This is a genomic window from Colwellia demingiae (assembly GCF_007954275.1).
Classification (GTDB): domain Bacteria; phylum Pseudomonadota; class Gammaproteobacteria; order Enterobacterales; family Alteromonadaceae; genus Colwellia; species Colwellia demingiae.
Genome location: NZ_VOLT01000003.1, coordinates 479,586 through 505,279, shown reverse-complemented (window position 1 = coordinate 505,279; position 25,694 = coordinate 479,586). Strand labels below are relative to the sequence as shown.

Here is a 25,694-nt window from a genome sequence, read left to right as displayed (position 1 = left end):
TGTGCGTAGGAAAAATAATTCAAGGCAAGGCGCTCGATTGAGCAATAACTAGTTATTGGGACTGAGAGCAACGCCGCTTTGGAGTATTTTAACCAGCACAAGTGGGCAATAATTTAATGGTATTGGTATAAGGCGCTTGATTGAGCAATAGCAGGCTATTGGGATTGAAGTCAACGTAGGAATTGGATGATTAGACCATTTGAAGATGATCCAATAATTAGTGTAATTGCTATAAGTTCGTCTTATTCTTTTATGATGTATTTTATTACGGCAGAAGCAATGATGTATTATGGCGGGTCGGGCGATTGAGTGGTGATGGATGGCTGAGTGAATCGAGCTAATTATTAGCGATGATAATTACTGATGTTACCTCTGTTTTAAATGCTTGTTACAAGGTGGATATTTTTGGTCATAACTAATGAGGAGTAGCGTTTTTCTTTGCTAGTTTGGCAAAGGGTAAAAAATAAAATAAGTTAAATAAAGCTCGCTAATGAACAATCTTAGTAGAGGAATTAATTTTCTGTTTCCTCAGAAACGTAGGCTAACGCAACGATTAATTAAATAAACTTGAAATGAATTGGAATTCATTTTGTTCTAATAAAGGAGCTTGCACTTTAACTATTTTTTGATGGTTATTATCGCTATTATGTTGAGTCACTTGACTCGATAATAATACGAAAGCTTGTCGCTCACTAAGGCCGGTAAGCTGGCTGATTTTACTCAACGCATCACTGACTATAAGGTTTGTTAAGCCTTCATTAGATAGTTGGCTATCTGTTGTTTGAGGTATTTTAGTAAACATTTTGCTCTCTCTAATTACTGGTTAGAAATCTTGTAAGAATTCTTATTGAGTATCTTATCGAAGAGAGAGCGATTAACTAGCCACTTTACGTATTGAAGTGTTGTTATTTGTTAATGGACTGACTAGTTTTTTGTTTAAGTAGGGAGCAACTAACCGCTATTAACGAACCAATTACTTACATGCTAATGACATGACGATGGCATCTTCGTAACCAAAACCAGAACTACTTGGATAGTAACCTGTGCGGCGATTTATCTCGATAAAACCCGCATTCATGTATAGCATTTGTGCGGCGATATTTTTTGCACGAACTTCGAGAAATACCTTTGTTGTACCAAGTTTTTTAGCTTGAGCTAAAAATTGCTTTAGTAATACTTTTCCATAACCTTTACCTTGCTCACTAGGACTTACACAAATGTCCATCAGTGTTGCTTCACCGAGCACATATTCGCCGACATAAAAACCAATAGCATGATTTTTGGGCACTTCTTTTACTGAGTCCTGGGCATTATCAATAGCTAGCTTTTCGCCGAAATAACGGCCTCCAATACAACTTAAAAAAGTTTTCTCACTCCAAGGATGTGAGTGACAAGCGAGCTCTATTGGCATTAATGTAGCTACATCAGTGCGCATTATTTCAGTAAAGTGATTTGTTTTAGGTTTTGTTCCATTACTCATTGGGTTTGCCAACTCATTGTGTTTGCTTAGTCAGTAATTGCCATAGTTGCTTTTTAAGCACTGGCGATTTTGAAAGTTCAGTGATAGAGGGAGTGAACAGCTGCTGCTCGACCCATTTTATTTCATTATGTGATGATGTTGCTGTGAAATACCAGTTAAAAAGGCCTAAGTCTACGTGATCGCTTTGGTGATTTATTTCACCGATACTTAAACCTATTGCTAATAAAATGTCATTGAATAGTTGCTGACTAGCTAAATATTTTAAATCGATATCAAGATAGTGCTTGGACTGAGTTTGAGCGTTATCTTTTGGCGTATCACTAGTGCGATGCTGCCAAAGGCTGATACCCATTTCAGAGAGTTGCTCAAATTGATGTTGATTAATGCTCATCGGTGATGGCTTATTTTCTCTAGATTTAAGGGTAAATATAATGACAGAATTTTCAACAGACTAAAAGTAGATAAATTCATGGGAATAATAAAGTATTAACTAAGTGTTATTTTATTAGATACGTTATAAGTAACTATAGGTATTTTACTTGAATTTTATAAAGAAGAGTTATTAGACAACACAAAAGATAAGACAGAAGGTAAAACAAGAAGAAAATGGCAGGGGTGGAGAGACTCGAACTCCCAACCATCGGTTTTGGAGACCGCTGTTCTACCAATTGGAACTACACCCCTGCAACAGATTCGAATTATACTGATACGCAGGCAAAGGTAAAGAGTAAAGGTGGTTTTTTTTCGTATTTATAGTGTGTTCGACTGTTTTATCAACAAAGTGCTATTAAACTAGCCTGTTATACTTGATGAACCTTGATAGCTTGGCAAAATGGAGCAAGCACACTCTTTATCGTAATGTCTAAGCTTGGTTATTATTTAGGTTGATTGGTAACGAGTATAGAAGCAGCACCAGCATTGTTCTCTTATGCTGGTGCACTTACTCGTTAATTTCAGCGCCTGTTTATCTTTTAATGCTACCGAAGCTTAAATTACAAAAACGGTATTTATCAGGATAAGGAAAAACATCTTTATAAATACCATTGGCGACGTCCTGTTGGCATTGTTGCCAATATGCAGCAGTTAGTAAATCTTCGTGGTGTATTTTAAATGCTTTGAGGTAACTCGGATTTGCTAGTGCAAACGTAGCGAGTTCCTCTGGGAACATATCTCCAGGCATTACGCTATACCAAGGTTCAGCAGCGTATAATTGTTCTTCAGTAACGGCTTTAGGCTTCACTCTAAAGTTGATTTCATTCATATAAGCTATTTCGTCATAATCATAAAAAATCACCCGTCCATGGCGTGTCACACCAAAGTTTTTGAGTAACATATCGCCAGGAAAAATATCTGCGGATATAAGCTGTTTAATGGCTTGACCATAGCCAAATAAGGCATCATCAATTTTTTGCTGTGCTTTATTTTTAAGGGCATCCATTAGGTATAAATTAAGTGGCACCATACGGCGCTCTATATATAAATGCTCAATAATAATAAGTGCTTCTTCGCCTTCGCCTTCATAACGAATAATTGAGGGAGCTACTTTTTGTAGTTCAGCTAAAAGCTCATCGTTAAAACGCGACTTAGGGAAGGCTACTTCTGAATACTCCATGGTATCAGCCATTCGTCCCACTCTGTCGTGTAGCTTAACTAAGCGGTACTTCCCCTTTACATCTTTCTTGGTTATGTTTTTACTTGGCGAGAATTTATCTTTAATAATTTTGAAAACATAAGGATATGAGGGCAGGGTAAATACTGACATCACCATACCTTTAATACCTGCAGCTAACTCAAACTGGTCATTACTGCTATCAAGGTGGTTTAGGAAATCTCGATAAAACTGTGTTTTACCTTGTTTATGAAATCCAATAGCGGAATATAAATCAGCTTTGGTTTTATGAGGCATAAGCCCTTGTAAGAAATTAACCAAGGCATAAGGATGTTCACAATCGACAAAAAAGTAAGCTCGGGCAAAACCAAAAACAACCGCCATACTTTCACTAGTGGTTAATAATGCATCTATATATAAGCCACCCTCTTCATTATTAAGCACCGCAATAATAAACGGCGTTTCTCCTGCAGGTGATAATACCCGACCAATGAGGTAGGCACCTTTATTTCGATAGAAGGTAAAATTAAGAATATCAAACTTCAAATCGTCTAATTTAACACGGGTTTTATGTGCTTTACGGCGAAAGGTATTAATAAGGGCATCAACATCACGATCGAGATCTTCAAATGGGATCACCGTTCTGTGACTATTCATAATGTCACAAATGGTTTGTTTTAAACCAAGTTCATTGGGCTGATAAGAAGTGTAGATTTCCGGCTGTGTTTTATCATCAAGTCGGTGCGCGGTACTCTCGACATAAATATAATCATTGTGATAATACTTACGCTCAAATAAGTGACAAAAAACTGAGTTATAAAAGGTTTCAGCTAATTCTGGTTGTTTATGATTGATTAATAAATCAGAGTAAACAGCTTTAACTTGTTGCCATAAAGCATCATCAAGCGAGCTAACATTGAAGTCTTCTTTTATATCGTTGAATGTTTCTTTTACGCGTTCGTCATAAAAATTGGTTCTTGCCCTAGCTGAGCGATGAATTTCATTCCATTGGCATTGTTGAAATCGATTTCGGGCAGATTGAGTAATTTCAGTAAAAATTGCAAAATGGCGTTCAAAACCATTAATAATTGTGTTGGCTATAGTAAGCGCAAGTTCATCTTTCATAGGGCAATTAACTCTTTAGTCGATTTAAGTAGGTGCTTATTGACCAACATACACTAAAAGCTCAATTGCAGAGATAATTTTCCTAAATACTGGTTATAACAAGCAATAATGTTGTTTCAACACAAGTTTGCACTCTGATCTTTACGCTTAAGTTTTAAAAGTGGCGAATTAACTTGCTATCAATGGCGTGCAGCTCTAAAATTACGCCTTTTTTAAACCAGAAAAATAGCCAATATCATGCGTGTTTCAGACTTTTCCTTTGATTTACCCGAAGCCCTTATTGCTCGATACCCAAAAGCCGAGCGTACTGCTAGTCGTTTAATGACCTTAAATGGTAACTCAGGTGCTATAACCGATGGTGTTTTTACCGATATCGTCGAGCAATTGAATGCAGGTGATTTGCTGGTTTTTAATAACACCCGAGTGATCCCAGCCAGAATGTTTGGTCAAAAAGCCAGTGGTGGAAAAATTGAGGTGTTAGTTGAGCGTGTTGTCGATCAACACACTGCTCTGGCTCATATTCGTGCGAGTAAGTCTCCTAAAGTTGGCAGTGAACTTTTCTTAGGTAATGAGTTAGGTAATGAAGATAGTGACGTTAAAGTTAAAGCGACTATGGTGGCGCGCCATGGCGCGCTTTTTGAGTTAAAGTTTAACAGTGATGAGTCAGTCTTAACTATTTTAGACAAAATAGGGCATATGCCACTACCACCTTATATAGATAGACCAGATGAAGACAGTGATAAAGAGCGCTATCAAACTGTTTACAATGAAAAACCTGGCGCGGTTGCTGCGCCAACAGCAGGTTTACATTTTGATGAAGCATTATTAGAAAAAATTAAAGCCAAAGGCGTTGAACTGGCCTTTGTGACATTGCATGTAGGCGCAGGGACTTTTCAACCCGTTAAGGTAGATGAAATTGCTGATCATATTATGCACGCTGAATATGTTGAAGTGTCAGATGAAGTTGTTGCCCAAATAGCTAAAACAAAAGCCGCTGGCGGAAGAGTTGTTGCGGTTGGAACCACGTCTGTTCGCTCACTTGAGAGTGCAGCAAAAGCAGCACAAGATAAAAACGAACCATTAAGCGCTTTTTATGGTGATACCGACATATTCATCACCCCAGGTTGTCAATTTCAACTTATTGATGCGTTAGTGACTAACTTTCACTTATCTGAGTCAACCTTACTTATGTTAGTGAGTGCCTTTTCTGGCTATGACCATATTATGTCTGCTTATCAACATGCGATAAGCCAAGAATATCGATTTTTTAGTTATGGCGATGCTATGTTCCTAACTAAGCAAGAGTTAAACAAGAGCTAACTAAGCAAGATACACAGTAAACGTTATAGAAAAATACTATTTATTAAACCAACACCGCCAGCCTGTTTAGCTAGTAGGTGAGAGAGAAAATTTATGACTGAAACAGTAAAAAATAAAATGAAATATGAACTAATCACTACTGATGGTAAAGCCCGTCGTGGTCGATTAACGTTTGATCGTGGTGTGGTGGAAACCCCAGCATTCATGCCAGTGGGTACTTATGGTACGGTCAAAGGCATGAAACCTGAAGAAGTTGAGGCGACTGGTGCTCATATCATTTTGGGTAATACCTTTCACTTAATGTTACGTCCAGGTACCGATATTATTGAGCAGCATGGTGGCTTGCATAATTTTATGAATTGGAATGGACCAATTTTAACTGATTCTGGCGGTTTTCAAGTATTCAGTTTAGGAAAAATGAGTAAAATCACCGAAGAAGGTGTTCGTTTTAGCTCGCCAGTTAATGGTGAAAAAATTATGCTAACACCAGAACGTTCAATGGAAGTTCAGCGTAGCTTAAATTCTGATATAGTGATGATTTTTGATGAATGTACGCCATATCCAGCGAGCCATAAAGAATCGAAGGACTCGATGGAACTTTCACTTCGTTGGGCACAGCGTTCAAAGGATGCTCACGGCGACAGCCCGAATGCATTGTTTGGTATAGTGCAAGGCGGCATGTATGAAGATCTACGTGAAGTGTCAGTTGCCGGCTTAAAAGCAATAGAGTTTGATGGTTATGCGATTGGTGGTTTATCAGTAGGTGAGCCCAAAGAAGATATGGTTCGAATATTAGATCATACCGCGCCCTTGATACCTAAAAATAAGCCCCGATATCTGATGGGAGTAGGTAAACCGGAAGACCTAGTTGAAGGTGTTCGTCGTGGTATTGACATGTTTGATTGTGTGATGCCAACACGTAATGCCCGTAATGGTCATTTATTTGTGAATACTGGTGTTATTAAGATCCGAAATGCTAGTCATAAAACAGATACTGCAGCACTTGATGATACTTGTGATTGTTATACCTGTAAAAATTACTCACGTGCTTATTTACATCATTTAGACAAGTGTAAAGAAATTTTGGGTTCGCAATTAAATACCTTACATAACCTTCATTTTTACCAAAAAGTGATGCAAGGTTTGCGTGATGCCATTGAGCAAGGTAAATTAGACACCTTTGTAGAAGAGTTTTACGCTTTACGTGGTTTACCAGTACCACCTTTAGCTGAAGGTAGTCAGCAAGTTTAGCTTTCTTTCTTAAGTAAAAACACGCTCAAAGCAGTAATTAATAAAAATGTTTGAATAATCCAGTAGCTAGGAAATTTGAAGTTATGTGGCTTAATTTATATTAAAATACACGGAGTTGACGTTAGTCAATGAGTATATTTGACACATTAATTAAGCCAGATAGCAATAAAGAGAATGGCGACTAACTATTAATAATAAGAAGTAGAGAAATATATGAGTTTATTTATCAGTACAGCACACGCCGCAGCAGCACCAGCAACAGCCGGTGGCGGAATGGAAATGATCATTATGCTAGCCGTTTTTGGTTTAGTGTTTTTCTTCATGATCTATCGTCCACAGGCTAAACGTGTAAAAGAGCATAAAGGTTTAATGACTTCATTAGGTAAAGGCGATGAAGTATTAACACAAGGCGGTATTGTTGGCAAAATCGTTAAAGTATCTGATGAGAAAGATTTTATTGTTGTTAGTATTAGCGAAGGTACTGAAGTAACAGTACAAAAAAGCGCCATAAACGCAGTACTTCCAAAAGGCACAATGAAATCATTGTAGTAGCTAATCTCATTGTCATTTAATACAGTAACTGCATCGGAAATACTCATTGACATGCGTCAACTGCGTGTTTCCTTTTTGTTGCTGTAATAACTGGCTGCGAGCTTAACACTACAGTAACTGTTTTTAGCTGAAATCTATCAATTGTTAAATAGAGTGAACAGCTTGTTCGCGCGAAAAGAAATAAATAAAAAGGACACATTGTGTTAAACAAATACCCTTTATGGAAGACACTAATGGTGGCAATGATTGTCGCTATAGGTGCGCTCTATGCCACACCAATGCTATATGGCGAATCGCCTGCAGTGCAAGTTTCAGGTTTACGCGGCGTTGAAGCTAATGCTGCTACCCTTGATAGTATCAAAGCACAATTAGAAGAAAGTAACCTGAGCTTTGCTAGTATTGCCTTAGAGAATGGTCAAGTATTAACACGCTTTAATAATACTGAAGATCAACTGAAAGCGCGTGATGTATTAGATGATAATTTAGGTAAAGAGTTTTCAGTTGCTTTAAATTTAACGCCTAATACTCCAAGTTGGCTAGCAACAATTGGCGGAAAGCCAATGAAGTTAGGTTTAGATTTAAGTGGTGGTGTTAGCTTCTTGATGGAAGTAAACATGAAAGAGGCCATCAATAAAGCTAAAATAGGTATGGTGAGTGATTTTCGTGGTGATTTACGCAATGAAAAAATTCGCTACCGCAGTGTTAAAGAAGCCAATAATTCTGTTGTCGTTGTTTTCCGAAAAATTGAAGACTTAGAAGCGGGACAATCATTACTGAAAAAACGTTACCGTGATTTACTGCTAAGCACTGATGACGACACGCTAACGCTAACGGCAAAAATGACTGAGCAAAAGCTTAAAGAAATTCGTGAATATGCTTTACAGCAAAACATCACCATTATTCGAAATCGTGTCAATGAGTTAGGGGTTGCAGAGCCGCTTGTTCAACGCCAAGGTAAAAAACATATCGTTATCGAATTACCCGGTGTTCAAGATACAGCCAAAGCGAAAGAAATCCTTAATGCTACCGCAACCATTGAATTTAGATTAGTCTATACCGAAGGTGACTTATCCAATGCATTAAATGGTCGTATTCCCGCAAACTCTATATTGTTAAAAGATAAAGACGGTAGACCAAGTTTATTGAAAAAACGCATCATGTTAACAGGTGATCATATCACCGACGCTAAATCAGGCTTTGATGAGTACTCTCGTCCACAAGTGAACATTTCACTTGATAGTGCTGGTGGCTCTAAAATGTCAAGTGGTACCAAAAGTAATATTGGTAAACCAATGGCAACGGTATTTATTGAATACAAAGCCACTGACAAAAAAGATGCTGAAGGCAATATCATTTTTGAAAAACAGCAAGAAATCATCTCTGTTGCAACTATTCAATCACGTTTAGGTAAAACGTTCCGTATTACGGGGGCAGGTAGTGCTGCTGAAGCGCATAACCTAGCACTGTTATTACGTGCGGGTGCTTTGATTGCACCAATCACTATCGTAGAAGAGCGTACTGTAGGGCCTACATTAGGTGCTGAAAACGTAAGACTAGGTTTCGAAGCTATCCTAATGGGCTTTGGTTTAGTGTTTATCTTTATGATGGTTTATTACCGTGCCTTTGGTGTGGTGGCTAACCTTGCACTAGGTGCAAACTTAGTGCTGATCGTTGGTGTTATGTCAATGATTCCTGGCGCTACTTTAACATTACCAGGTATGGCGGGTATCGTATTAACAGTTGGTATGGCGGTTGATGCTAACGTGCTTATTTTTGAACGTATTAGTGAAGAAATACGTGAAGGTAAAACGATTCAACAAGCAATTCATCAAGGTTACGATGCAGCATTTTCAACGATTATTGATGCCAATATCACCACTTTAATTGCAGCATTAATTCTGTTTGCAATTGGTACTGGACCCGTAAAAGGTTTTGCCGTGACATTATCTATCGGTATTATTACTTCAATGTTTACCTCTGTTGTTGGTACTCGTGCCGTAGTTAACGCTATTTGGGGCGGTAAACGCCTTGAAAAGCTTCCGATATAAAGAAGGCAGGAATTAAAATTATGCAAATTTTACAATTAAAAGAAACTGTCAACTTTATGAGCTATCGCAAGATAGCCTTAGTATTTAGCGCCTTATTAATGATCGCTTCAATCGCGTCTCTAGCCACTAATAAACTAAACTTTGGTTTAGATTTTACTGGCGGAACCTTGATTGAAGTTGGTTTTCAAGAAGCAGCAGATCTAGAAAAACTTCGTGCAGTGATGAAAACTAATGGCTTTGCTGATGCGAAAGTGCAATTTTATGGTAGTAGCCGTGATGTTGTGATTCGCTTAGGTTTACGTGATGACGTTAAAGCGGAAATGCTTGGTAATGAAGTACTTGATGTATTACAAGGAGCGACTGGCCAAACTGTTGATATGCGTCGTATTGAGTTTGTGGGTGCAAGTGTTGGGGATGAATTAGCAGAGCAGGGTGGTTTAGCTATGCTAACAGCACTGATCTGTATTTTGATTTACGTTGCTTTTCGATTTGAATGGCGCTTTGCTGTAGGCTCAGTGGTGGCGTTATTTCACGATGTGTTATTAACACTTGGTTTGTTTTCTATTTTACAACTAGAGTTTGATTTAACCGTACTTGCAGCGATATTAGCCGTTATAGGTTATTCACTTAACGATACCATTGTTGTTTCAGATCGTATTCGTGAAAACTTTAGAAAAGTACGCAACAGTGAAGCTGAAGAAATAATTAATATCTCTTTAACGCAAACATTAAGCCGAACTTTTATTACCTCAATTACCACACTATTAGTATTAGCTGCTTTGTTCTTTCAAGGTGGAGAATTGATTCACGGTTTTGCTACGGCATTATTATTTGGTGTTTTTGTTGGTACTTACTCTTCAATTTATGTCGCTAGTTTAGTGGCATTATCTCTAGGTATTTCAAAGGAAGATTTGATACCTGAAGTAATTGAAAAAGAGGGTGCTGATCAAGACGCTATGATGCCTTAAGTCTTGTAAGTAATTTTGATATAAAAAAGCCGAGTAACGAACGTTACTCGGCTTTTTTGTTTATGGCGTTTATGAATTTTAGTTGATCTGCGAAGTGCAGCTATATGCCCATTGATTGCAGTAAGTATCTGGGCGATAAGGATTGTTCTCTTGTTGAAATCAATAACGTAGCATAAAGCGTTCCTAAACCAGCCCTGAGGGACACCTGAGCAATTTATGCTATTCGTTGCCTCATTTGTTAAGGAAATAACCATTAATGAAATGAGGCGCCTTGATCATCAATGGCTCACGCGTCCTGAAACACGCAGCTTCAAATGGCTTGGGTATAGACTTGGTATTAACCTTGCTGTATGCTGCACGGCCTTTCATGCTGCCAACATTTTCAATTGCGCTGTCAGTATTTGCTTGATATTTTTTAAAGAGATTTCTTATGAGTGATACCCCAACCAAGTTTACTGATTTAGGCTTATCAGAAGCATTACTAAAAGCAGTACGTGATAAGGGCTATGAAACACCTTCTCCTATTCAAGCACAAGCTATTCCTGCTGTTATCTCCGGACGTGATGTCATGGCGGCTGCGCAAACAGGTACCGGTAAAACGGCTGGCTTTACCTTACCGTTATTACAACGCCTGAGTGAAAGTAAAGGCAAAAAAGTATCACCGAATAATGTTAGAGCACTAATACTTACGCCGACTCGTGAGTTAGCCGCGCAAATCAGTGAAAGCATTGAAGTATATGGTAAGTATTTAAACCTTCATTCTATGGTCGTTTTTGGCGGCGTTAAAATTAACCCACAAATAACGCGTCTTCGCCAAGGTGTAGATGTACTTGTAGCTACACCAGGACGTTTACTCGATTTATACAACCAAAGAGCAGTAAAGTTCAGTCAATTAGAAGTATTTATTCTTGATGAAGCCGACCGTATGTTAGATATGGGCTTTATTCGTGATATTAAAAAGCTTATTGCTGTATTACCAAAAGACCGTCAAAACTTACTGTTTTCGGCAACATTTTCACCTGAAATTCGTGCGTTAGCTAAAGGTTTGGTGAATCAACCACTAGAAATTTCAGTGGATGCAGAAAATAGCACCGCTGAAAAAGTGACTCAATGGTTAACAGCGGTTGATAAAAAACGTAAACCTGCCGTGTTAACGCATCTCATACAAGAAAATAATTGGCAACAAGTATTGGTTTTCACAAAAACCAAACATGGCGCAAACAAGCTTACTAAGCACCTTGAAGCTGAAGGCCTAACTGCAGCGGCGATTCATGGTAATAAAAGCCAAGGAGCGCGTACTAAAGCGCTTGCTGCCTTTAAAGATGGCAGTGTAAAGATATTAGTTGCTACCGATATTGCAGCGCGCGGCATTGATATTGATTTATTACCACAAGTGGTTAACTTTGATTTACCGAATGTTCCTGAGGATTATGTTCATCGTATTGGTAGAACAGCCCGTGCAGGTAATACCGGACAAGCGTTGTCTCTAGTGTGTGCCGACGAGTTAGATTTATTGTGGGGCATTGAGCATGTTATTCAGCAGCACATTGAACGAAAAGTTATTGAGAAGTTTATACCTGCAAATGAGTTAGGTGAATCACGTGCTATCAAACCTTTAAGAACAGGTAAGCCACCAAAGTCTGGAAAGCCTCAAGGGGCAGGTCATGGCAGAGTTGAGCACAAAGATGGTCAACGATCAGGTCGTAATGCTAATGGTAACAATGCAGGTGGAAATAAAGCAAAATCGGGCAATGATTCTTCTAGACGTAAAAAGCCTGAATACGATGGTACTGGACCTAAACCACGTAGAGCAGTACGCCCTACAAAATAAACGGTATAGTTGATTCAGAAATTAATTGTCCTCAGAATTAATTAATAAAAAAGCCTTATGACGAATAATAAATATTCTTCATAAGGCTTTTTTTATGCTAAATTTTGAAGCTCAACACCTTAAATAAATTAAAATATTTAAGGTGTCAGGTAGCCTAAGTTAGTTAGTTGCTCACTGGGGAATAGTCCTACAACATCACCAATCACAATTAAGCTTGGTGGCGTAATCTTATGCAAAGCCACTAATTCGGTTAAATTTGCTAATGTCCCTTTTATCACTTGTTGATCTTGGTGAGTGCCTTTCCTAATTAATGCAGCTGGTGTATTTATATCACGACCCGCTCCTGTGAGCTGAGCGGTGATTATAGGTAAGCTTTTTATCCCCATGTAAAAAACAATGGTTTGCTCTTTATCATTTAATGCCTGCCAAGGCAGATCTAATGCACCATTATCTTGCACATTACCCGTTATAAAGGTGCAACTTCGCGCGACTTTTCTGTGAGTCAATGGAATACCAGCGTAACTTGTACAAGCCGATGCGGCTGTCATTCCTGGGACTATATGACAAGCAACGCCATGGCTTAATAAGAACTGTGCCTCTTCAGAACCTCGTCCAAAAACAAAAGGATCACCACCTTTTAAACGCACCACTTTTTTGCCCAATAAAGCGTAATCAACCAGTAACTGATTGATGCCTTCTTGTGGAACTCTATGATCTGCTTGTTTTTTACCAACATATATTTGTTGGCAATCACTTGGCAGTAATGCCATTATTTCTGCACTGACTAACCTGTCATAGATAACAACTTCAGCTTGTTTGATAAAACGAAAGGCCTGTAGAGTGAGTAAATCTGGATCTCCTGGACCGGCGCCAACTAGGGCAACTTCTCCAGCAATAAAGGCTTGTTTTGTTGTATTCGTATTTTCCATGAGCTCTCTTAACAATATGTACAAATAACTATATTGGTAGTCTAAAGCAAAAAAAGCGCCACAGTGACCTTAATTTACTAAGGTTGCTGTGGCGCTTAATATTATTCTGCTATAACTTAGCTCAAGTCATACAAGACTTACTTGCTAAGCGCATCACCTAAATGTGGACGAATTTCTTTTAAAACATCTTTTAATATACGGGTATTTGCTGCAACAATATTGCCTGAATTCGAATGATTATGACCGCCAGTAAAGTCAGTAACTAAACCACCTGCCTCAATCACTAAAAGTTCACCAGCAGCGGTATTCCAAGGCTTAGTTCCAATTTCGAAGAAACCATCAACACGACCTGCTGCTACATAGGCAAGGTCAAGTGCAGTTGAACCTGAACGGCGCATATCTGAAGATTTTTGGAATAAATTTGAAAACATTGCCATATAAGCAACGCTATGTTGTTTGTGTTTGAACGGAAATCCAGTAGCTAATATAGTTCCTGCAATCTCTTTGTTTTTATTTACACGGATTCTGAAACCGTTTAATTGTGCACCTTTACCACGACTGGCTGAGAATAATTCGCCACGAATTGGGTCAAAGATAACAGCTTGATCTAATTTGCCTTTAACTTTTAAACAAATTGAAACGGCAAAGTGTGGAATGCCTTTGATGAAGTTGCTTGTGCCATCTAGTGGATCAATAATCCATTGGTAATCGTCATCACTGCCTTTTAAAACACCAGACTCTTCACCAATAATAGTGTGATCTGGGTATGATTTACGAATAGTTTCAATAATGGCTTCTTCAGAGCTAATATCAACACTGGTTACGAAATCGTTAGTTCCTTTTGATTCAACTTCAACTTTATCAAGTTGCTCCATAGAGAGAACGATAACTTTACCGGCTGTACGCGCTGCGCGCACGGCAATATTTAGCATGGGATGCATTTAGAGTACCTATTTGTAAATAAATTTTAAAAGAACATACATTTCCAAGCAAACATTGTCTTGAAAAGTCTTGAAAATTGAGCGCGCAAATTATAGCAAATAAAAAAACATTTAGCGATAATATTATTAAATAAATGTTCAATTAATAATCAATTTGGACAATCACTTTTCTATATAGAAAAAAAAACTATTAAATATCAAATTACCATAGATAAATATGCCCAATAAGCGTGCTTTTTGTTAGCTACAGCAGTAATCTTCTATGATAGAATATTGGCCATCTAGATGGGCTTTATACCAACGAATTCATTTATTGCAAAACTTAGCGCTTCAGTAGCGAACTTAGAGCGGGTAAAATAATGTGAGTATAGTTAGACTATATTTCATTTTTTTTGTGTTGTTATCAGTTTGCTAATAAGCTTTTGCAGAGGCACTTACCTAATAAGAAAATACAAGACTTATATAGCGTGATTGATTTTGATAATAGGATAACTATTCTCTACAACCAATGACTGTGTTTAAGCCTTTTTATTCTCGCTAAGTGATCAATAAATTAGTCCGATGGTATTTTCCCGAATAAGCAAACAAGAAGAGTAAAAAATGTCAGATTCTCAGCAAGATTCTCAACAAGGTAATATCACGGGTACATTATTAGACCGTGTTAAAATTGTTTTAGTTAACACTTCCGACTGCCGAAATATTGGTAGTGCGGCACGTGCAATGAAAACAATGGGACTAAGTCAGCTGATTTTGGTCGATCCTATTGAAATGCCTAATGGTCAAGCTCAAGCTATGGCTGCAGGAGCTACCGACGTTTTAGCTAATGCTAAAGTTGTTAGCACTTTGGCTGAGGCTATTGAAGATTGTGGCTTAGTTGTCGGTACAAGTGCTCGTTCACGTACATTACCTTGGCCTATGTTAGAGCCTAGAGGTTGCGGTGAAAAGATGATTGCTGAAGCGGATGAATATCCAGTCGCGTTAGTCTTTGGGCGTGAAAATAGTGGTTTAACCAATGAAGAATTACAACTTTGTCATTTTCATGTTCAGATACCAGCAAATCCTGAGTATAGTTCGTTAAATTTAGCAATGGCCGTACAGACCTTAAGTTATGAAGTACGTACTAGTTATTTATTAGCGCATGATCAAAATTATCAAGAACGTAGTACAGGTAATGGTAATTCAATTGCCAAGACTAAAAATGAAGATGATGAACTGTATCCTGTTATCGAAGAAACTGAACGTTTTTATCAGCACTTTGAAAAAGCACTTAAAGCGACAGGTTTTATTGTAGAAAATCATCCAGGTTTAGTGATGACTAAACTAAGACGTTTATTCAATCGTGCAAGACCAGACGTTAAAGAAATTAAGATGATGCGTGGGATTTTTGCCTCGATGGAAAGGTCTAGTAAAGAGAAGTCATAACCGCCACTTAATAGAAAAGAAAAGAGAAGGAATAATTTATGTTTAGTCGTATCAAAGAAGATATCAATAGTGTCTTTGATAGAGATCCAGCCGCTCGTACTAGTTTTGAGGTTATCCTCAATTACCCGGGCTTACATGCAATTTGGATTCACCGATTAAGTTATAGGTTATGGTGTGCTAATTGGAAACTCTTAGCGCGAATCATATCCACGTTCTCTCGTTGGTTAACAGGTATTGAGATCCACCCTGGCGCTAAATTAGGTCGCCGTGTTTTTATTGACCACGGTATGGGCATCGTTATTGGTGAAACCGCTGAAGTAGGCAATGATGTCACGCTTTATCATGGTGTCACCTTAGGTGGGACAAGTTGGAAGGCAGGAAAGCGTCATCCAACGTTGGAAGATAATGTTGTTATAGGTGCTGGCGCGCAAGTACTTGGACCAATAACCATAGGTAAGGGCGGTAAAGTAGGCTCTAACTCTGTTGTTGTTAAAGATTTACCTGCTAATGCTACTGCGGTTGGTATTCCGGGTCGAATCGTGCCAGATAAGCATAGTAAAGATGAAAACCAGCAGCGAGAAGAAGTTGCTAAAAAATATGGCTTTGATGCTTATGCTGTGTCCCATGATAATCCAGATCCTGTGGCTAAAGCCATTGGTCGTTTACTTGATCATATGCATTTAATGGATGATAGGGTGAGTGAACTTTGCAAAGAAATTAACACCTTAGGTGGTGATATTTGCCCTAAAAACTTACCTGAATTAAGAGTAGGTGAGTTTGTCGAAGATGAAAAAGCAGCGGCAGAGCGCCGTGAAAATAAAGTGGCAAGCTTTGATCCTGAAATTTAACCTCGCTATTCAATTCTGGTAATAAAAGTAATAGTTGAGTAAAACAGTCAACTATTACTTCTCGCATGATATTTCTTGGTGTATAATACCTGAGTAAATTACTAGGGTATTTACTTGACTAATTTGTAGGGTTATGTAAAATTGCCCAGCATTTGCAAAGTAGGACATTTATATTATTTTAATATTCTGTTTTGCTGCCAAATGGTTTTAATTTAGTCATTTACTAAATTGATGTTTTGAGTACACCAACATAGTGTTTGAGAACAGATTATGAAACTTACCTCTAAAGGTCGTTACGCAGTTACTGCCATGTTAGACGTTACTATTCATGCAGTGTCTGGACCTGTATCTTTGGCTGATATTTCAGAGCGCCAAGGTATATCCTTGTCATATTTAGAGCAACTTTTTTCACGTTTACGTAAAGAAGGGCTTGTGACAAGTGTTCGTGGTCCTGGTGGCGGTTATCGCTTGGGCAGATGCTCCGCGCAGATTGCCGTTGCAGATGTTATTTATGCTGTGAATGAAAGTGTTGATGCAACTAAATGTTCAGGTAAAGGCAATTGCCAGGATGGAGAACAATGCTTAACTCATTCCCTGTGGGAAGGATTAAGCCAACGAATTGAAGAATTCTTGAAAAATATCACCTTATCCGAATTAGTCGCGAAAGGTGATGTACAAGAAGTTTCTAAGCGCCAAGATAAATTACATATCAATGCTCACAAAAGCATAGCGTTAGAAACATTAATAACCACAAAAGATGTAATGAACGACTGGTAATAACTAGTCGCGTCGTATTAAATATTTACCATCGGAGAGAGTTAGCGAATGAAGCTTCCTATATATTTTGATTATTCAGCTACTACACCAGTAGATAAGCGCGTAGCAGAAAAAATGATGCAGTACATGACCAATGATGGTCATTTTGGTAACCCTGCATCTCGTTCACATAAATTTGGTTGGCAAGCTGAAGAAGCGGTTGATATCGCTCGTAATCAAATTGCTGAATTGATTAATGCTGATCCACGTGAAATTGTTTTCACGTCAGGTGCTACTGAATCTAATAACCTTGCTATTAAAGGTGCTGCTAATTTCTATAATAAGAAAGGCAAGCATATTATTACCTGCAAAACTGAACATAAAGCCGTTTTAGATACGTGTCGTGAATTAGAACGTCAAGGTTTTGAAGTGACGTATCTTGATCCTGAAGAAAACGGTTTAATTGATTTAAATAAATTGAATGACGCTATGCGTGATGACACTATTTTAGTAAGTATCATGCAAGTAAACAATGAAATTGGTGTTATTCAAGACATCAGTGAAATTGGTGAAATGTGTCGTGCACGTAAAATTGTCTTCCATGTTGATGCCGCGCAAAGTGCAGGCAAAATTAACATCGACATGCAAGCATTGAAAGTTGATTTAATGTCAATTTCAGCGCATAAAATGTACGGACCTAAAGGCATTGGCGCGTTATACGTAAGCCGTAAACCACGTATTCGTTTAGAAGCACAAACACATGGTGGCGGACATGAACGTGGTATGCGTTCTGGTACCTTAGCGACACATCAAATTGTTGGTATGGGTGAAGCATGTCGATTAGCTAAAGAAGAAATGGCACAAGATCAAGCACATGTTACTGCAATGCGCGATCGTTTATGGGCCGGCTTAAATAGCATGGAACAAGTCTTTATTAACGGTGATGCGGATAAACGTTACCCTGGTAATTTAAATGTTAGTTTCAACTTTGTTGAAGGTGAGTCACTCATCATGGCATTGAAAGATTTAGCGGTATCATCTGGTAGTGCATGTACATCAGCAAGCCTAGAGCCATCGTATGTACTTCGTGCTTTAGGTCTAAATGATGAAATGGCGCATAGCTCAATTCGCTTTAGCTTTGGTCGTTTTACTACGACAGAAGAAATTGATTACGCAATTGAACTTATTAAAGGTGCAATTGGTCACTTACGTGATATGTCACCGCTTTGGGAAATGTTCAAAGATGGTATCGATTTAGATTCAATTGAATGGGCTGCTCACTAGACACTCTTTATAATAAAAGTTTAGTAAACAATTCATTATTTTAAATAACATTTGGTGTTAAATAGTTCTTACGGATTATTTGACACATGCTAGGAGAGTCACATGGCTTACAGCGAAAAAGTACTAGATCATTATGAGAACCCACGTAACGTAGGTTCAATGGATAAAAACGATCCATCAGTAGCAACTGGTATGGTTGGCGCACCAGCGTGTGGTGACGTAATGAAGTTACAACTAAAAATTTCTGATGACGGTATCATTGAAGATGCAAAATTCAAGACTTACGGTTGTGGTTCTGCGATTGCTTCAAGCTCATTAGTTACTGAGTGGGTTAAAGGTAAATCAATTGAAGAAGCGGGTGAAATTAAAAATACCGCGATTGCTGAAGAGTTAGCGCTACCACCAGTAAAAATTCATTGCTCTATTTTAGCGGAAGATGCTATTAAAGCAGCGATTGAAGATTATAAATCCAAGCAAAGTAAATAACGGAGATAACAATGGCTGTTACCATGACTCCTGCTGCTGCTGAACGCGTTCAATCGTTCATGCAAAACCGTGGCAAAGGACTTGGGCTTCGCTTAGGTATTAAAACCACTGGTTGTTCAGGTTTAGCCTATGTGCTCGAATTTGTAGATGATTTAAATGAAGATGATCAATTGTTTAACATTAAAGATGTTAATATCATCATCGACGCGAAAAGCTTAGTTTACCTTGATGGTATTGAACTCGACTTTACTAAAGAAGGTTTGAACGAAGGCTTTAAATTCACCAATCCCAACGCTAAAGGTGAATGTGGGTGTGGTGAGTCGTTTAACGTTTAATGTGTAAACTCTTTGCAACTTGATTCAATTACGGCGTTGAAAGTGCTCATTGACTAACGTCAACTCCGCGCTTTTGCCTTGTACTTGAACCAAGTTTATTGGAGTTTAAAACATTATTAAAATTTAGCTTATTATAGAAAGCTTTTAGACCATTTCCTCTAGGTATAAGCAGTGAATTACTTTCAATTATTCAACATTGAAGTCTCCTTTGATGTCGATTTACAGCAACTTTCATCAAATTATCAAACCTTGCAAAAGGCTGTGCATCCTGACAAGTTTGCTCATGCATCCGAGCAAGAGCAGCGAATAGCTGTACAAAAATCTGCGCACATTAACGACGCTTACCAAACACTTAAAAATCCATTACAACGTGCTCAATATATTCTTGTGCAACGTGGTGTAGAAATGCCGAACGAACAGCATTCTTTCCAAGATACCAGTTTTTTAATGCGTCAAATGGAATTGCGAGAGATGCTTGAAGACGTTAGACACTCTGGTGACGTTGATGCAGCTTTACTTGAAGTGCAAAGTGTTTTGTCGACAGAATACATAGAACTTTCTCAAATAATGAGAACACAGATTAGTGAAAATAATGCAGCATCAAATAGTGCCGCATGCGATAATTTACGTAAATTGAAGTTTTATCAAAAGTTAAATGTTGAAGTGGACCGTCTTGAAGACAGTTTATTGGATGACTAGTGTGACTAGCAAACACTCAATAATAAATACTTTTTACTAAACTCAGAAATACTAAGCTAAGAAAAACAAACCTAAACTTAACCTTAAACTAAATCATTGAAATAACATCATGGCTTTATTACAAATTGCAGAACCCGGTCAAAGCACCGTTCCTCATGAACACAGATTAGCTGCAGGCATTGATCTTGGTACCACGAACTCCTTAATAGCCAGTGTACAAAGCGGTAACGCAAGTACCTTAAGTGATGACGAAGGCCGTGATATATTGCCATCTATTGTTAGCTATCAAGCAGACAATATTTTAGTTGGTCAGACAGCTCAAGCACTTAGTATTGAAGATGCTCAGAATACCATTACTTCTGCTAAACGCTTAATAGGCCGTTCACTGAAAGATATTCAAGGCAAATATCCCTCTTTACCTTATGAGTTTTGTGGAGATGAAAATCATCCTGAAATTATGACAAGGCAAGGCGCTGTTAACCCAGTTCAAGTATCTGCAGAAATATTAAAAACCTTAAACTTAAGAGCACAAGCTGCTTTAGGTGGCGAGCTCACTGGTGTTGTAATTACCGTCCCAGCTCACTTTGACGATGCACAAAGACAAAGTACAAAAGATGCGGCTAAAATAGCGGGTGTTAGCGTACTACGACTATTGAATGAACCAACAGCTGCCGCTGTAGCCTACGGCTTAGATTCTGGTCAAGAAGGCGTCATTGCTGTCTATGACTTAGGCGGTGGTACCTTTGATATCTCTATTTTACGTTTAAATAAAGGTATTTTTGAAGTATTAGCAACGGGCGGTGATTCTGCGCTTGGTGGTGATGACTTTGATGTTGTATTGGTTGATCACCTTGTTGCGCAAGCTGGTTTAGTAAGACCCTTATCACCTTCACTAGAACGCCAACTGATGCAGCAAGCGTGTTTTGCTAAAGAGCAGTTAACAACTAAAGAAGAAGTTGATATCACTATTTCTCTTGATGGTGACAGTGATTGGAAAACAAGTTTAACCAAAGTACAGTTGAATGAACTTATTGGCTCATTAGTTAATAAAACATTACGTGCTTGTCGTCGCACACTCAAAGATGCTGATATTACTATCGATGAAGTCATCGAAGTTGTCATGGTTGGTGGTTCAACTCGCGTACCTTTAGTGCGTAGCGAAGTTGAAAAACATTTTAATAAAACACCGTTAACGTCAATTGATCCTGATAAAGTGGTTGCTATTGGCGCGGCTATTCAAGCGGATGTATTAGTGGGTAATAAACCTGATAGTGATATGTTATTACTTGATGTTACACCGTTATCTCTTGGTTTAGAAACCATGGGCGGTTTAGTAGAAAAAGTTATTCCACGAAATACCACAATACCTGTAGCAAAGGCGCAAGAGTTTACCACCTTTAAAGATGGTCAAACGGCTATGGCTGTTCACGTATTACAAGGTGAGCGTGAATTGGTTGAAGATTGCCGTTCGTTAGCCCGTTTTGAATTGCGAGGTATTCCGGCAATGACTGCAGGTGCAGCACATATAAGAGTCACATTTAAAGTTGATGCAGATGGTTTACTCTCTGTATCGGCGATGGAAAAGTCTTCAGGTGTTGAATCGAGTATTGAAGTAAAACCTTCATTTGGTCTTGATGACAATCAAATTAGTCAGATGATTAAAGACTCAATGAGTAATGCTGAAGAAGATATGCAAGCGCGTATGTTGAAAGAGCAGCAAGTTGAAGCTTCACGCGTTATAGAGTCGGTTCAGGCCGCTTTAGTTGCCGACAGTCGATTACTCAATAGTGATGAAGTGAACGTTATTGAAAACGCTATTAAATCACTGGCGCAAGTAAGCCAAGGTATTGATATTAAAGCGATAGAAAATGCGCTTGATAAGTTAAACGATAGCACAGCAATATTTGCTGAACGCCGTATGGATAGTTCAATTAGCCAAGCCCTTGCGGGTCAGGCAGTTGATAAAATTTAGATTTGGCGAAAGCCTCGCAAACAGAGAATAAATAAAATGCCAAAAATTATATTTTTACCTAATGAAGAGTTATGCCCAGATGGCGCAGTAGTTGAAGCCGAAAAAGGTGAGAGCGTGTTAAACGTTGCCTTAAGAAATGACATAGGTATCGAACATGCTTGTGAAAAAGTATGTGCCTGTACTACGTGTCATGTCATTATTCGAGAAGGTTTTGACTCTATCGAAGAGGGCGATGAACTTGAAGAAGATATGCTTGATAAAGCATGGGGTTTAGAGCCTGAATCTCGCCTAAGCTGCCAATCGATTGTTGGTGATGAAGACTTAGTAGTCGATATTCCTAAATACACAGTTAATATGGTTTCTGAAACTCACTAGTTGATTTTATTAACATCATATTTTGAAGGGGTTGTAACATGAGAATGTTATTACCCTTTTTTAGTCTTGGGGAGGAATTGATAATGCCTATCCGTGATTTGCTTTGTGAAAAAATATAGTTCCTCAAAATAAATCAATATTGATTTCAGATACTCCCAGCATCAAACCTTAAAAGTCATCAACACCTCACTATTAATTTTTAAAAAATAATGCGATATAGTGATAAATTTTTAGTAATCAGTTTTTATCAATCTAAAAAAAGCTGATAAATATAATGGGAATTTAATAGTGTGACATAGACAATCATGTCATTTTATTTGGTATATACTTATAAAAAGATGAACAATAATAACAGAGGTCTTTTTTTGACCAGTAGTCAATCAGAGTTGAATAAGTTCATGCAGCGAGATGCTGCAGCTTTGTTATACGGCAATGCAGTTTCGGGCATTGTGATCTCTTTGATTACCTCAAGTTTCCTAGTCTTTGCATTCAATAATCCATTAACAGATTCCTTTAAACATATCTGGTGGTGGGGGATGAGTACTCTACTTATACTCAGAATGGTCGATGTGTTCATCTGGAAAACTAAACTGCAGCACACTGAATTCGATGGGGAAAAGGCGGTTAAACGCTTCATTATCGGTGTTAATCCAACAGGAGTTATGTGGGCTGTATACTTAGTTTATATCACAAAATACAATAGCTCTGTTGAATTGACCACTACCCTTATTGCCATTGCCGCCATGGCAGGCGGTTCAGCTACGATACTTGCAGCTCACAAATATACAGCGATGTTTTATGCATTCATATTACTATCACCAGCTTCAATAGGCCTACTGTTATCCGAGCAATATGCGTTGAAACTGTTGGGTGTTCTCGGGTTTTCTTACAGTATAGTAATGCTTATCACCTCAAAAAAGTCGGCAGACTTTACCCTTAACACCTTATTTTTAAAAAATGAAAATAAGTTGTTAGTCCATCAAATGGAAGAAAAAGTTGAACAACGAACAAGAAAAATTTATGAGCTCTCTAACCTTGATTCACTTACGGGATTATATAATCGAACCGCCTTTTTAAATCATTTAAAGACGGCGTTAGCTTCATCGAATAAACCTTTTGCACTGTTATTTATCGACTTAGATGGCTTTAAAAAAATAAATGATTCCATTGGTCATCAAGCAGGGGATCAAATTTTAAAAAAATCTGCTGACCGTCTTAAACAGTGGTCTTTTGATACTAAACTATTGTGTCGCTGGGGTGGTGATGAATTTTTAATGGTATTGGCAGATACTGATGAAGTCAGCGCTGTTGCTGTATCTGAACAACTGATAGAGGTACTATCTGAACCTCATAATACTGAAAATAGCGTTTTATCTGTCGGTGCGACCATAGGTATTGAATTATATCCTGAGCATGCAAAAACAGAAGATCGTCTTATTCAATCTGCTGATATGGCCATGTACTATCAGAAAAAACAAGCGCGTTCGACTGTTGGCGTATTCTCCGAACAAATGGATAAACTTTATTCTTATGAACTACGTCTGAAAAATGAACTGATTAAATCAATTGAGAAACAACAATTAAGGCTAGTTTTTCAACCAATAATATCATCTAAAAATGATGACGTTGTTGCTTTTGAAGCGCTCCTTCGTTGGCAACTTGATAAGGAAAATATTCCACCGGATGACTTTATTAGTATTGCTGAGCAATACGGCTTGATACACGAAATCGGCGCGTGGGTACTAAGGAATGCATGTTTGCAAGCAAGCCAATGGAATACGGAAAAGCAGCTGGCAGTTTGTGTAAATGTTTCGGTGATTCAGTTACAAGATGAAAGTTTTATAGATATTGTTGATAATGCTCTGTTATGCAGTTCATTGTCTGGCGAATTATTACATATAGAAATCACCGAGTCCGTATTTGCTGCTGATACTAGTATCATATCAAACCAAATTAAACGACTTCAAGCTCGAAAAATTAAGGTGTCTATTGATGATTTTGGTACCGGGTATTCTTCTCTTTCGGTGATACAAGACTTAGCAATAAACATGGTTAAAATAGATCGTTCATTTGTCAATAAAATGAATACTAATGGGCACGCGATTATCTCCGCAGTGATGCATATAGCCTCGTCGTTAGACTTCTCAGTTATTGCAGAAGGAGTAGAGACCGAAGCGCAAGCCCGAGAGTTGCATAAGTTAGGTGTGCATTATCTTCAAGGCTATTATTATTCTAAGCCAATCGAAATTGAAGACATTGATCGTTATTTAACTCAAGTGCCTGAGAAATACTTATAAAAGAGGAGGGCAACTTTGATAGCTGCTTTTCTTCTTGATTCTCGGGCATAAATACCTGAGGTATTGTGTTATTTTCGGCTTAGGTTAATTGCTGACAAGCTTGCCTACAGGCAAGCGCTAAACGCTCAAGTAATTCTTCTGTGGTAATACCAAATCTAAGAGTATCTTGTTCATCTGAGAGCCGACAGTAGACCCCTTGTTGGCAAAGCAGATGATACAATTTTTTTGCTGTATCTTGTTGATGAAAACTGAGGGTGAGAAATAAATTACAACCGTTAATATCACGAAGGATAGTTTGAGGGAATACTTGTTTGAGCATGTACTCTTGCGCAATTCTTAGTTGTTTTAACGAATTCTTTTGAGTTGCTTGCCATGTGGTATCTTGCAGGGCATGTTGTGCAATTAATTGTGCCGGTCCGTTGATTTGCCAAGGGCCTAACAATTCTTTAAATGCCGCGCACCAATAACTATTAGCCACTAAAAATCCAATTCGAATTCCAGCTAAACCAAAAAACTTACCAAAAGACCGTAAGACCAAGCTATGGCTATTTTCTATTTGACTACAATAAGATTGATTGCCTGGTATTACATCAATAAAGGCTTCATCGAGAACCAGCAAGCCATTAAGGTGCTTTAATCGTTCTTGATATTGAGCAATTACCTGACCATTAAAAAACTGTCCTGTTGGGTTATTGGGATTAATGATCACCAAAACACTATTGGGCAGTATCTCTGTAATTTCTGGAAGGAACTCTTGATAAAAGTGCAAGTTATAACCGGCATTTATCCAAGCATGAGCGTGCTCTTTATAACCCCGACTAGGCAAGTAAACATCTTGACACTCTGCATTTTTTTGACGATATAACGCAGGTAAAGCTTTAATTATTGCCTGACTACCATTGGTAATCATAAGTTGTGTACATTGATAATACTGCTGTGCTGCAGATATTAGTTCTGGATTTTGTTGTGGTAGTTGTTGCCACACACTCAAGGGTATATTTGGAATAGGGTAACTAACAGGCGCAATACCTGTCGAGACATCAATCCAATCGCTAGACGGAATATTATATTGCTTTGCAACATGTTGTAATTGCCCGCCGTGAAGTAAAGCCATCTCATTCCTATTGTTGTCGTTGGCCTTAATTCGGCTAAATAATTGTAGATTA

General features: G+C 38.2%; 23 protein-coding genes and 1 tRNA gene. 16 read left to right on the top strand and 8 right to left on the bottom strand.

All coding sequences use genetic code 11. The features are described 5' to 3' along the window. Positions 1-553: 553 nt before the first annotated feature. From ESZ36_RS07835 to aceK, 5 genes are all read right to left on the bottom strand, one after another. Complete coding sequence (locus tag ESZ36_RS07835) at positions 554-802, bottom strand: hypothetical protein (RefSeq protein WP_146785921.1); 249 nt, start codon at positions 800-802, stop codon at positions 554-556. A gap of 171 nt (positions 803-973) precedes the next feature. After that, the gene (gene rimI, locus ESZ36_RS07830; RefSeq protein ID WP_146785918.1) at positions 974-1,480 is read right to left on the bottom strand and encodes a ribosomal protein S18-alanine N-acetyltransferase; all 507 of its coding nucleotides are present in this window, start codon (positions 1,478-1,480) and stop codon (positions 974-976) included. 13 nt (positions 1,481-1,493) lie between these two features. Beyond that, the gene (locus ESZ36_RS07825) at positions 1,494-1,871 is read right to left on the bottom strand and encodes a DNA polymerase III subunit psi (RefSeq protein ID WP_146785915.1); all 378 of its coding nucleotides are present in this window, start codon (positions 1,869-1,871) and stop codon (positions 1,494-1,496) included. A gap of 216 nt (positions 1,872-2,087) precedes the next feature. Further along, positions 2,088-2,164 (bottom strand) — tRNA-Trp (locus ESZ36_RS07820). Between the two features lie 280 nt (positions 2,165-2,444). Beyond that, positions 2,445-4,214, bottom strand: a complete 1,770-nt coding sequence (gene aceK, locus ESZ36_RS07815; RefSeq protein WP_146785912.1) for a bifunctional isocitrate dehydrogenase kinase/phosphatase — start codon at positions 4,212-4,214, stop codon at positions 2,445-2,447. 237 nt (positions 4,215-4,451) lie between these two features. On the opposite strand from aceK, the gene queA reads away from it, so the two are divergent. From queA to ESZ36_RS07780, 6 genes are all read left to right on the top strand, one after another. Next, a complete protein-coding gene (gene queA, locus ESZ36_RS07810; RefSeq protein WP_146785909.1) occupies positions 4,452-5,534 on the top strand; it encodes a tRNA preQ1(34) S-adenosylmethionine ribosyltransferase-isomerase QueA in 1,083 nt (360 codons plus the stop codon). Positions 5,535-5,651: 117 nt separating this feature from the next. After that, positions 5,652-6,785 (top strand): tRNA guanosine(34) transglycosylase Tgt, encoded by a 1,134-nt coding sequence (gene tgt / locus ESZ36_RS07805; RefSeq protein ID WP_170235802.1) that lies wholly within the window; start codon positions 5,652-5,654, stop codon positions 6,783-6,785. A gap of 213 nt (positions 6,786-6,998) precedes the next feature. After that, positions 6,999-7,334 (top strand): preprotein translocase subunit YajC, encoded by a 336-nt coding sequence (yajC, locus tag ESZ36_RS07800; RefSeq protein ID WP_146785903.1) that lies wholly within the window; start codon positions 6,999-7,001, stop codon positions 7,332-7,334. A gap of 203 nt (positions 7,335-7,537) precedes the next feature. Next, the gene (secD, locus tag ESZ36_RS07795; RefSeq protein ID WP_146785899.1) at positions 7,538-9,385 is read left to right on the top strand and encodes a protein translocase subunit SecD; all 1,848 of its coding nucleotides are present in this window, start codon (positions 7,538-7,540) and stop codon (positions 9,383-9,385) included. Between the two features lie 20 nt (positions 9,386-9,405). After that, positions 9,406-10,353 (top strand): protein translocase subunit SecF, encoded by a 948-nt coding sequence (gene secF, locus ESZ36_RS07790; protein ID WP_146785896.1) that lies wholly within the window; start codon positions 9,406-9,408, stop codon positions 10,351-10,353. A gap of 430 nt (positions 10,354-10,783) precedes the next feature. Beyond that, positions 10,784-12,184 (top strand): DEAD/DEAH box helicase, encoded by a 1,401-nt coding sequence (locus tag ESZ36_RS07780; protein ID WP_146785893.1) that lies wholly within the window; start codon positions 10,784-10,786, stop codon positions 12,182-12,184. A gap of 137 nt (positions 12,185-12,321) precedes the next feature. Here the strand turns inward: ESZ36_RS07780 and cobA are convergent, their stop codons facing one another. Both cobA and suhB read right to left on the bottom strand, forming a co-directional pair. Next, positions 12,322-13,113, bottom strand: a complete 792-nt coding sequence (gene cobA, locus ESZ36_RS07775; protein ID WP_146785890.1) for a uroporphyrinogen-III C-methyltransferase — start codon at positions 13,111-13,113, stop codon at positions 12,322-12,324. Between the two features lie 137 nt (positions 13,114-13,250). Then, the gene (suhB, locus tag ESZ36_RS07770) at positions 13,251-14,054 is read right to left on the bottom strand and encodes an inositol-1-monophosphatase (protein WP_146785888.1); all 804 of its coding nucleotides are present in this window, start codon (positions 14,052-14,054) and stop codon (positions 13,251-13,253) included. A gap of 600 nt (positions 14,055-14,654) precedes the next feature. Between suhB and trmJ the strand changes: the two genes are divergently transcribed. From trmJ to ESZ36_RS07720, 10 genes are all read left to right on the top strand, one after another. Next, positions 14,655-15,476, top strand: coding sequence for a tRNA (cytosine(32)/uridine(32)-2'-O)-methyltransferase TrmJ (gene trmJ / locus ESZ36_RS07765; RefSeq protein ID WP_146785886.1), 822 nt, complete (start codon positions 14,655-14,657; stop codon positions 15,474-15,476). Between the two features lie 38 nt (positions 15,477-15,514). Next, positions 15,515-16,324, top strand: a complete 810-nt coding sequence (gene cysE / locus ESZ36_RS07760; RefSeq protein WP_146785884.1) for a serine O-acetyltransferase — start codon at positions 15,515-15,517, stop codon at positions 16,322-16,324. A 270-nt stretch (positions 16,325-16,594) separates the two neighbouring features. Continuing rightward, on the top strand, positions 16,595-17,101 hold the full coding sequence (gene iscR, locus ESZ36_RS07755) for a Fe-S cluster assembly transcriptional regulator IscR (RefSeq protein WP_011041968.1): 507 nt from the start codon (positions 16,595-16,597) through the stop codon (positions 17,099-17,101). A gap of 48 nt (positions 17,102-17,149) precedes the next feature. Continuing rightward, positions 17,150-18,364: an IscS subfamily cysteine desulfurase gene (locus tag ESZ36_RS07750; protein ID WP_011041969.1), complete on the top strand. Its 1,215-nt coding sequence runs from the start codon at positions 17,150-17,152 to the stop codon at positions 18,362-18,364. A 102-nt stretch (positions 18,365-18,466) separates the two neighbouring features. Next, entirely contained in the window at positions 18,467-18,850 is a 384-nt protein-coding gene (gene iscU / locus ESZ36_RS07745) for a Fe-S cluster assembly scaffold IscU (RefSeq protein WP_011041970.1), read from the top strand. Positions 18,851-18,861: 11 nt separating this feature from the next. After that, positions 18,862-19,185 carry an iron-sulfur cluster assembly protein IscA gene (gene iscA / locus ESZ36_RS07740; protein WP_011041971.1) on the top strand — a complete coding sequence of 108 codons (324 nt, stop codon included), beginning with the start codon at positions 18,862-18,864 and terminating at the stop codon, positions 19,183-19,185. A gap of 171 nt (positions 19,186-19,356) precedes the next feature. After that, complete coding sequence (hscB, locus tag ESZ36_RS07735) at positions 19,357-19,884, top strand: co-chaperone HscB (protein ID WP_146785882.1); 528 nt, start codon at positions 19,357-19,359, stop codon at positions 19,882-19,884. Positions 19,885-19,993: 109 nt separating this feature from the next. Continuing rightward, positions 19,994-21,856, top strand: coding sequence for a Fe-S protein assembly chaperone HscA (hscA, locus tag ESZ36_RS07730; RefSeq protein WP_146785879.1), 1,863 nt, complete (start codon positions 19,994-19,996; stop codon positions 21,854-21,856). A 36-nt stretch (positions 21,857-21,892) separates the two neighbouring features. Next, entirely contained in the window at positions 21,893-22,231 is a 339-nt protein-coding gene (gene fdx, locus ESZ36_RS07725; RefSeq protein ID WP_101153542.1) for an ISC system 2Fe-2S type ferredoxin, read from the top strand. Between the two features lie 365 nt (positions 22,232-22,596). Then, the gene (locus ESZ36_RS07720) at positions 22,597-24,528 is read left to right on the top strand and encodes a putative bifunctional diguanylate cyclase/phosphodiesterase (RefSeq protein WP_246129017.1); all 1,932 of its coding nucleotides are present in this window, start codon (positions 22,597-22,599) and stop codon (positions 24,526-24,528) included. A 79-nt stretch (positions 24,529-24,607) separates the two neighbouring features. On the opposite strand, the gene cobD is transcribed toward ESZ36_RS07720, so the two are convergent. Next, positions 24,608-25,642 (bottom strand): threonine-phosphate decarboxylase CobD, encoded by a 1,035-nt coding sequence (gene cobD, locus ESZ36_RS07715; RefSeq protein ID WP_146785876.1) that lies wholly within the window; start codon positions 25,640-25,642, stop codon positions 24,608-24,610. Positions 25,643-25,694: the final 52 nt, after the last annotated feature.

What these genes read in the sequence shown, in the direction of transcription:
- ESZ36_RS07835 (WP_146785921.1), bottom strand. Translation starts at nt 802, where the DNA reads ATGTTTACTAAAATACCTCAAACAACAGATAGCCAACTATCTAATGAA.
- rimI (WP_146785918.1), bottom strand. Translation starts at nt 1,480, where the DNA reads ATGAGTAATGGAACAAAACCTAAAACAAATCACTTTACTGAAATAATG.
- ESZ36_RS07825 (WP_146785915.1), bottom strand. Translation starts at nt 1,871, where the DNA reads ATGAGCATTAATCAACATCAATTTGAGCAACTCTCTGAAATGGGTATC.
- aceK (WP_146785912.1), bottom strand. Translation starts at nt 4,214, where the DNA reads ATGAAAGATGAACTTGCGCTTACTATAGCCAACACAATTATTAATGGT.
- queA (WP_146785909.1), top strand. Translation starts at nt 4,452, where the DNA reads ATGCGTGTTTCAGACTTTTCCTTTGATTTACCCGAAGCCCTTATTGCT.
- tgt (WP_170235802.1), top strand. Translation starts at nt 5,652, where the DNA reads ATGAAATATGAACTAATCACTACTGATGGTAAAGCCCGTCGTGGTCGA.
- yajC (WP_146785903.1), top strand. Translation starts at nt 6,999, where the DNA reads ATGAGTTTATTTATCAGTACAGCACACGCCGCAGCAGCACCAGCAACA.
- secF (WP_146785896.1), top strand. Translation starts at nt 9,406, where the DNA reads ATGCAAATTTTACAATTAAAAGAAACTGTCAACTTTATGAGCTATCGC.
- ESZ36_RS07780 (WP_146785893.1), top strand. Translation starts at nt 10,784, where the DNA reads ATGAGTGATACCCCAACCAAGTTTACTGATTTAGGCTTATCAGAAGCA.
- cobA (WP_146785890.1), bottom strand. Translation starts at nt 13,113, where the DNA reads ATGGAAAATACGAATACAACAAAACAAGCCTTTATTGCTGGAGAAGTT.
- suhB (WP_146785888.1), bottom strand. Translation starts at nt 14,054, where the DNA reads ATGCATCCCATGCTAAATATTGCCGTGCGCGCAGCGCGTACAGCCGGT.
- trmJ (WP_146785886.1), top strand. Translation starts at nt 14,655, where the DNA reads ATGTCAGATTCTCAGCAAGATTCTCAACAAGGTAATATCACGGGTACA.
- cysE (WP_146785884.1), top strand. Translation starts at nt 15,515, where the DNA reads ATGTTTAGTCGTATCAAAGAAGATATCAATAGTGTCTTTGATAGAGAT.
- iscR (WP_011041968.1), top strand. Translation starts at nt 16,595, where the DNA reads ATGAAACTTACCTCTAAAGGTCGTTACGCAGTTACTGCCATGTTAGAC.
- ESZ36_RS07750 (WP_011041969.1), top strand. Translation starts at nt 17,150, where the DNA reads ATGAAGCTTCCTATATATTTTGATTATTCAGCTACTACACCAGTAGAT.
- iscU (WP_011041970.1), top strand. Translation starts at nt 18,467, where the DNA reads ATGGCTTACAGCGAAAAAGTACTAGATCATTATGAGAACCCACGTAAC.
- iscA (WP_011041971.1), top strand. Translation starts at nt 18,862, where the DNA reads ATGGCTGTTACCATGACTCCTGCTGCTGCTGAACGCGTTCAATCGTTC.
- hscA (WP_146785879.1), top strand. Translation starts at nt 19,994, where the DNA reads ATGGCTTTATTACAAATTGCAGAACCCGGTCAAAGCACCGTTCCTCAT.
- fdx (WP_101153542.1), top strand. Translation starts at nt 21,893, where the DNA reads ATGCCAAAAATTATATTTTTACCTAATGAAGAGTTATGCCCAGATGGC.
- cobD (WP_146785876.1), bottom strand. Translation starts at nt 25,642, where the DNA reads ATGGCTTTACTTCACGGCGGGCAATTACAACATGTTGCAAAGCAATAT.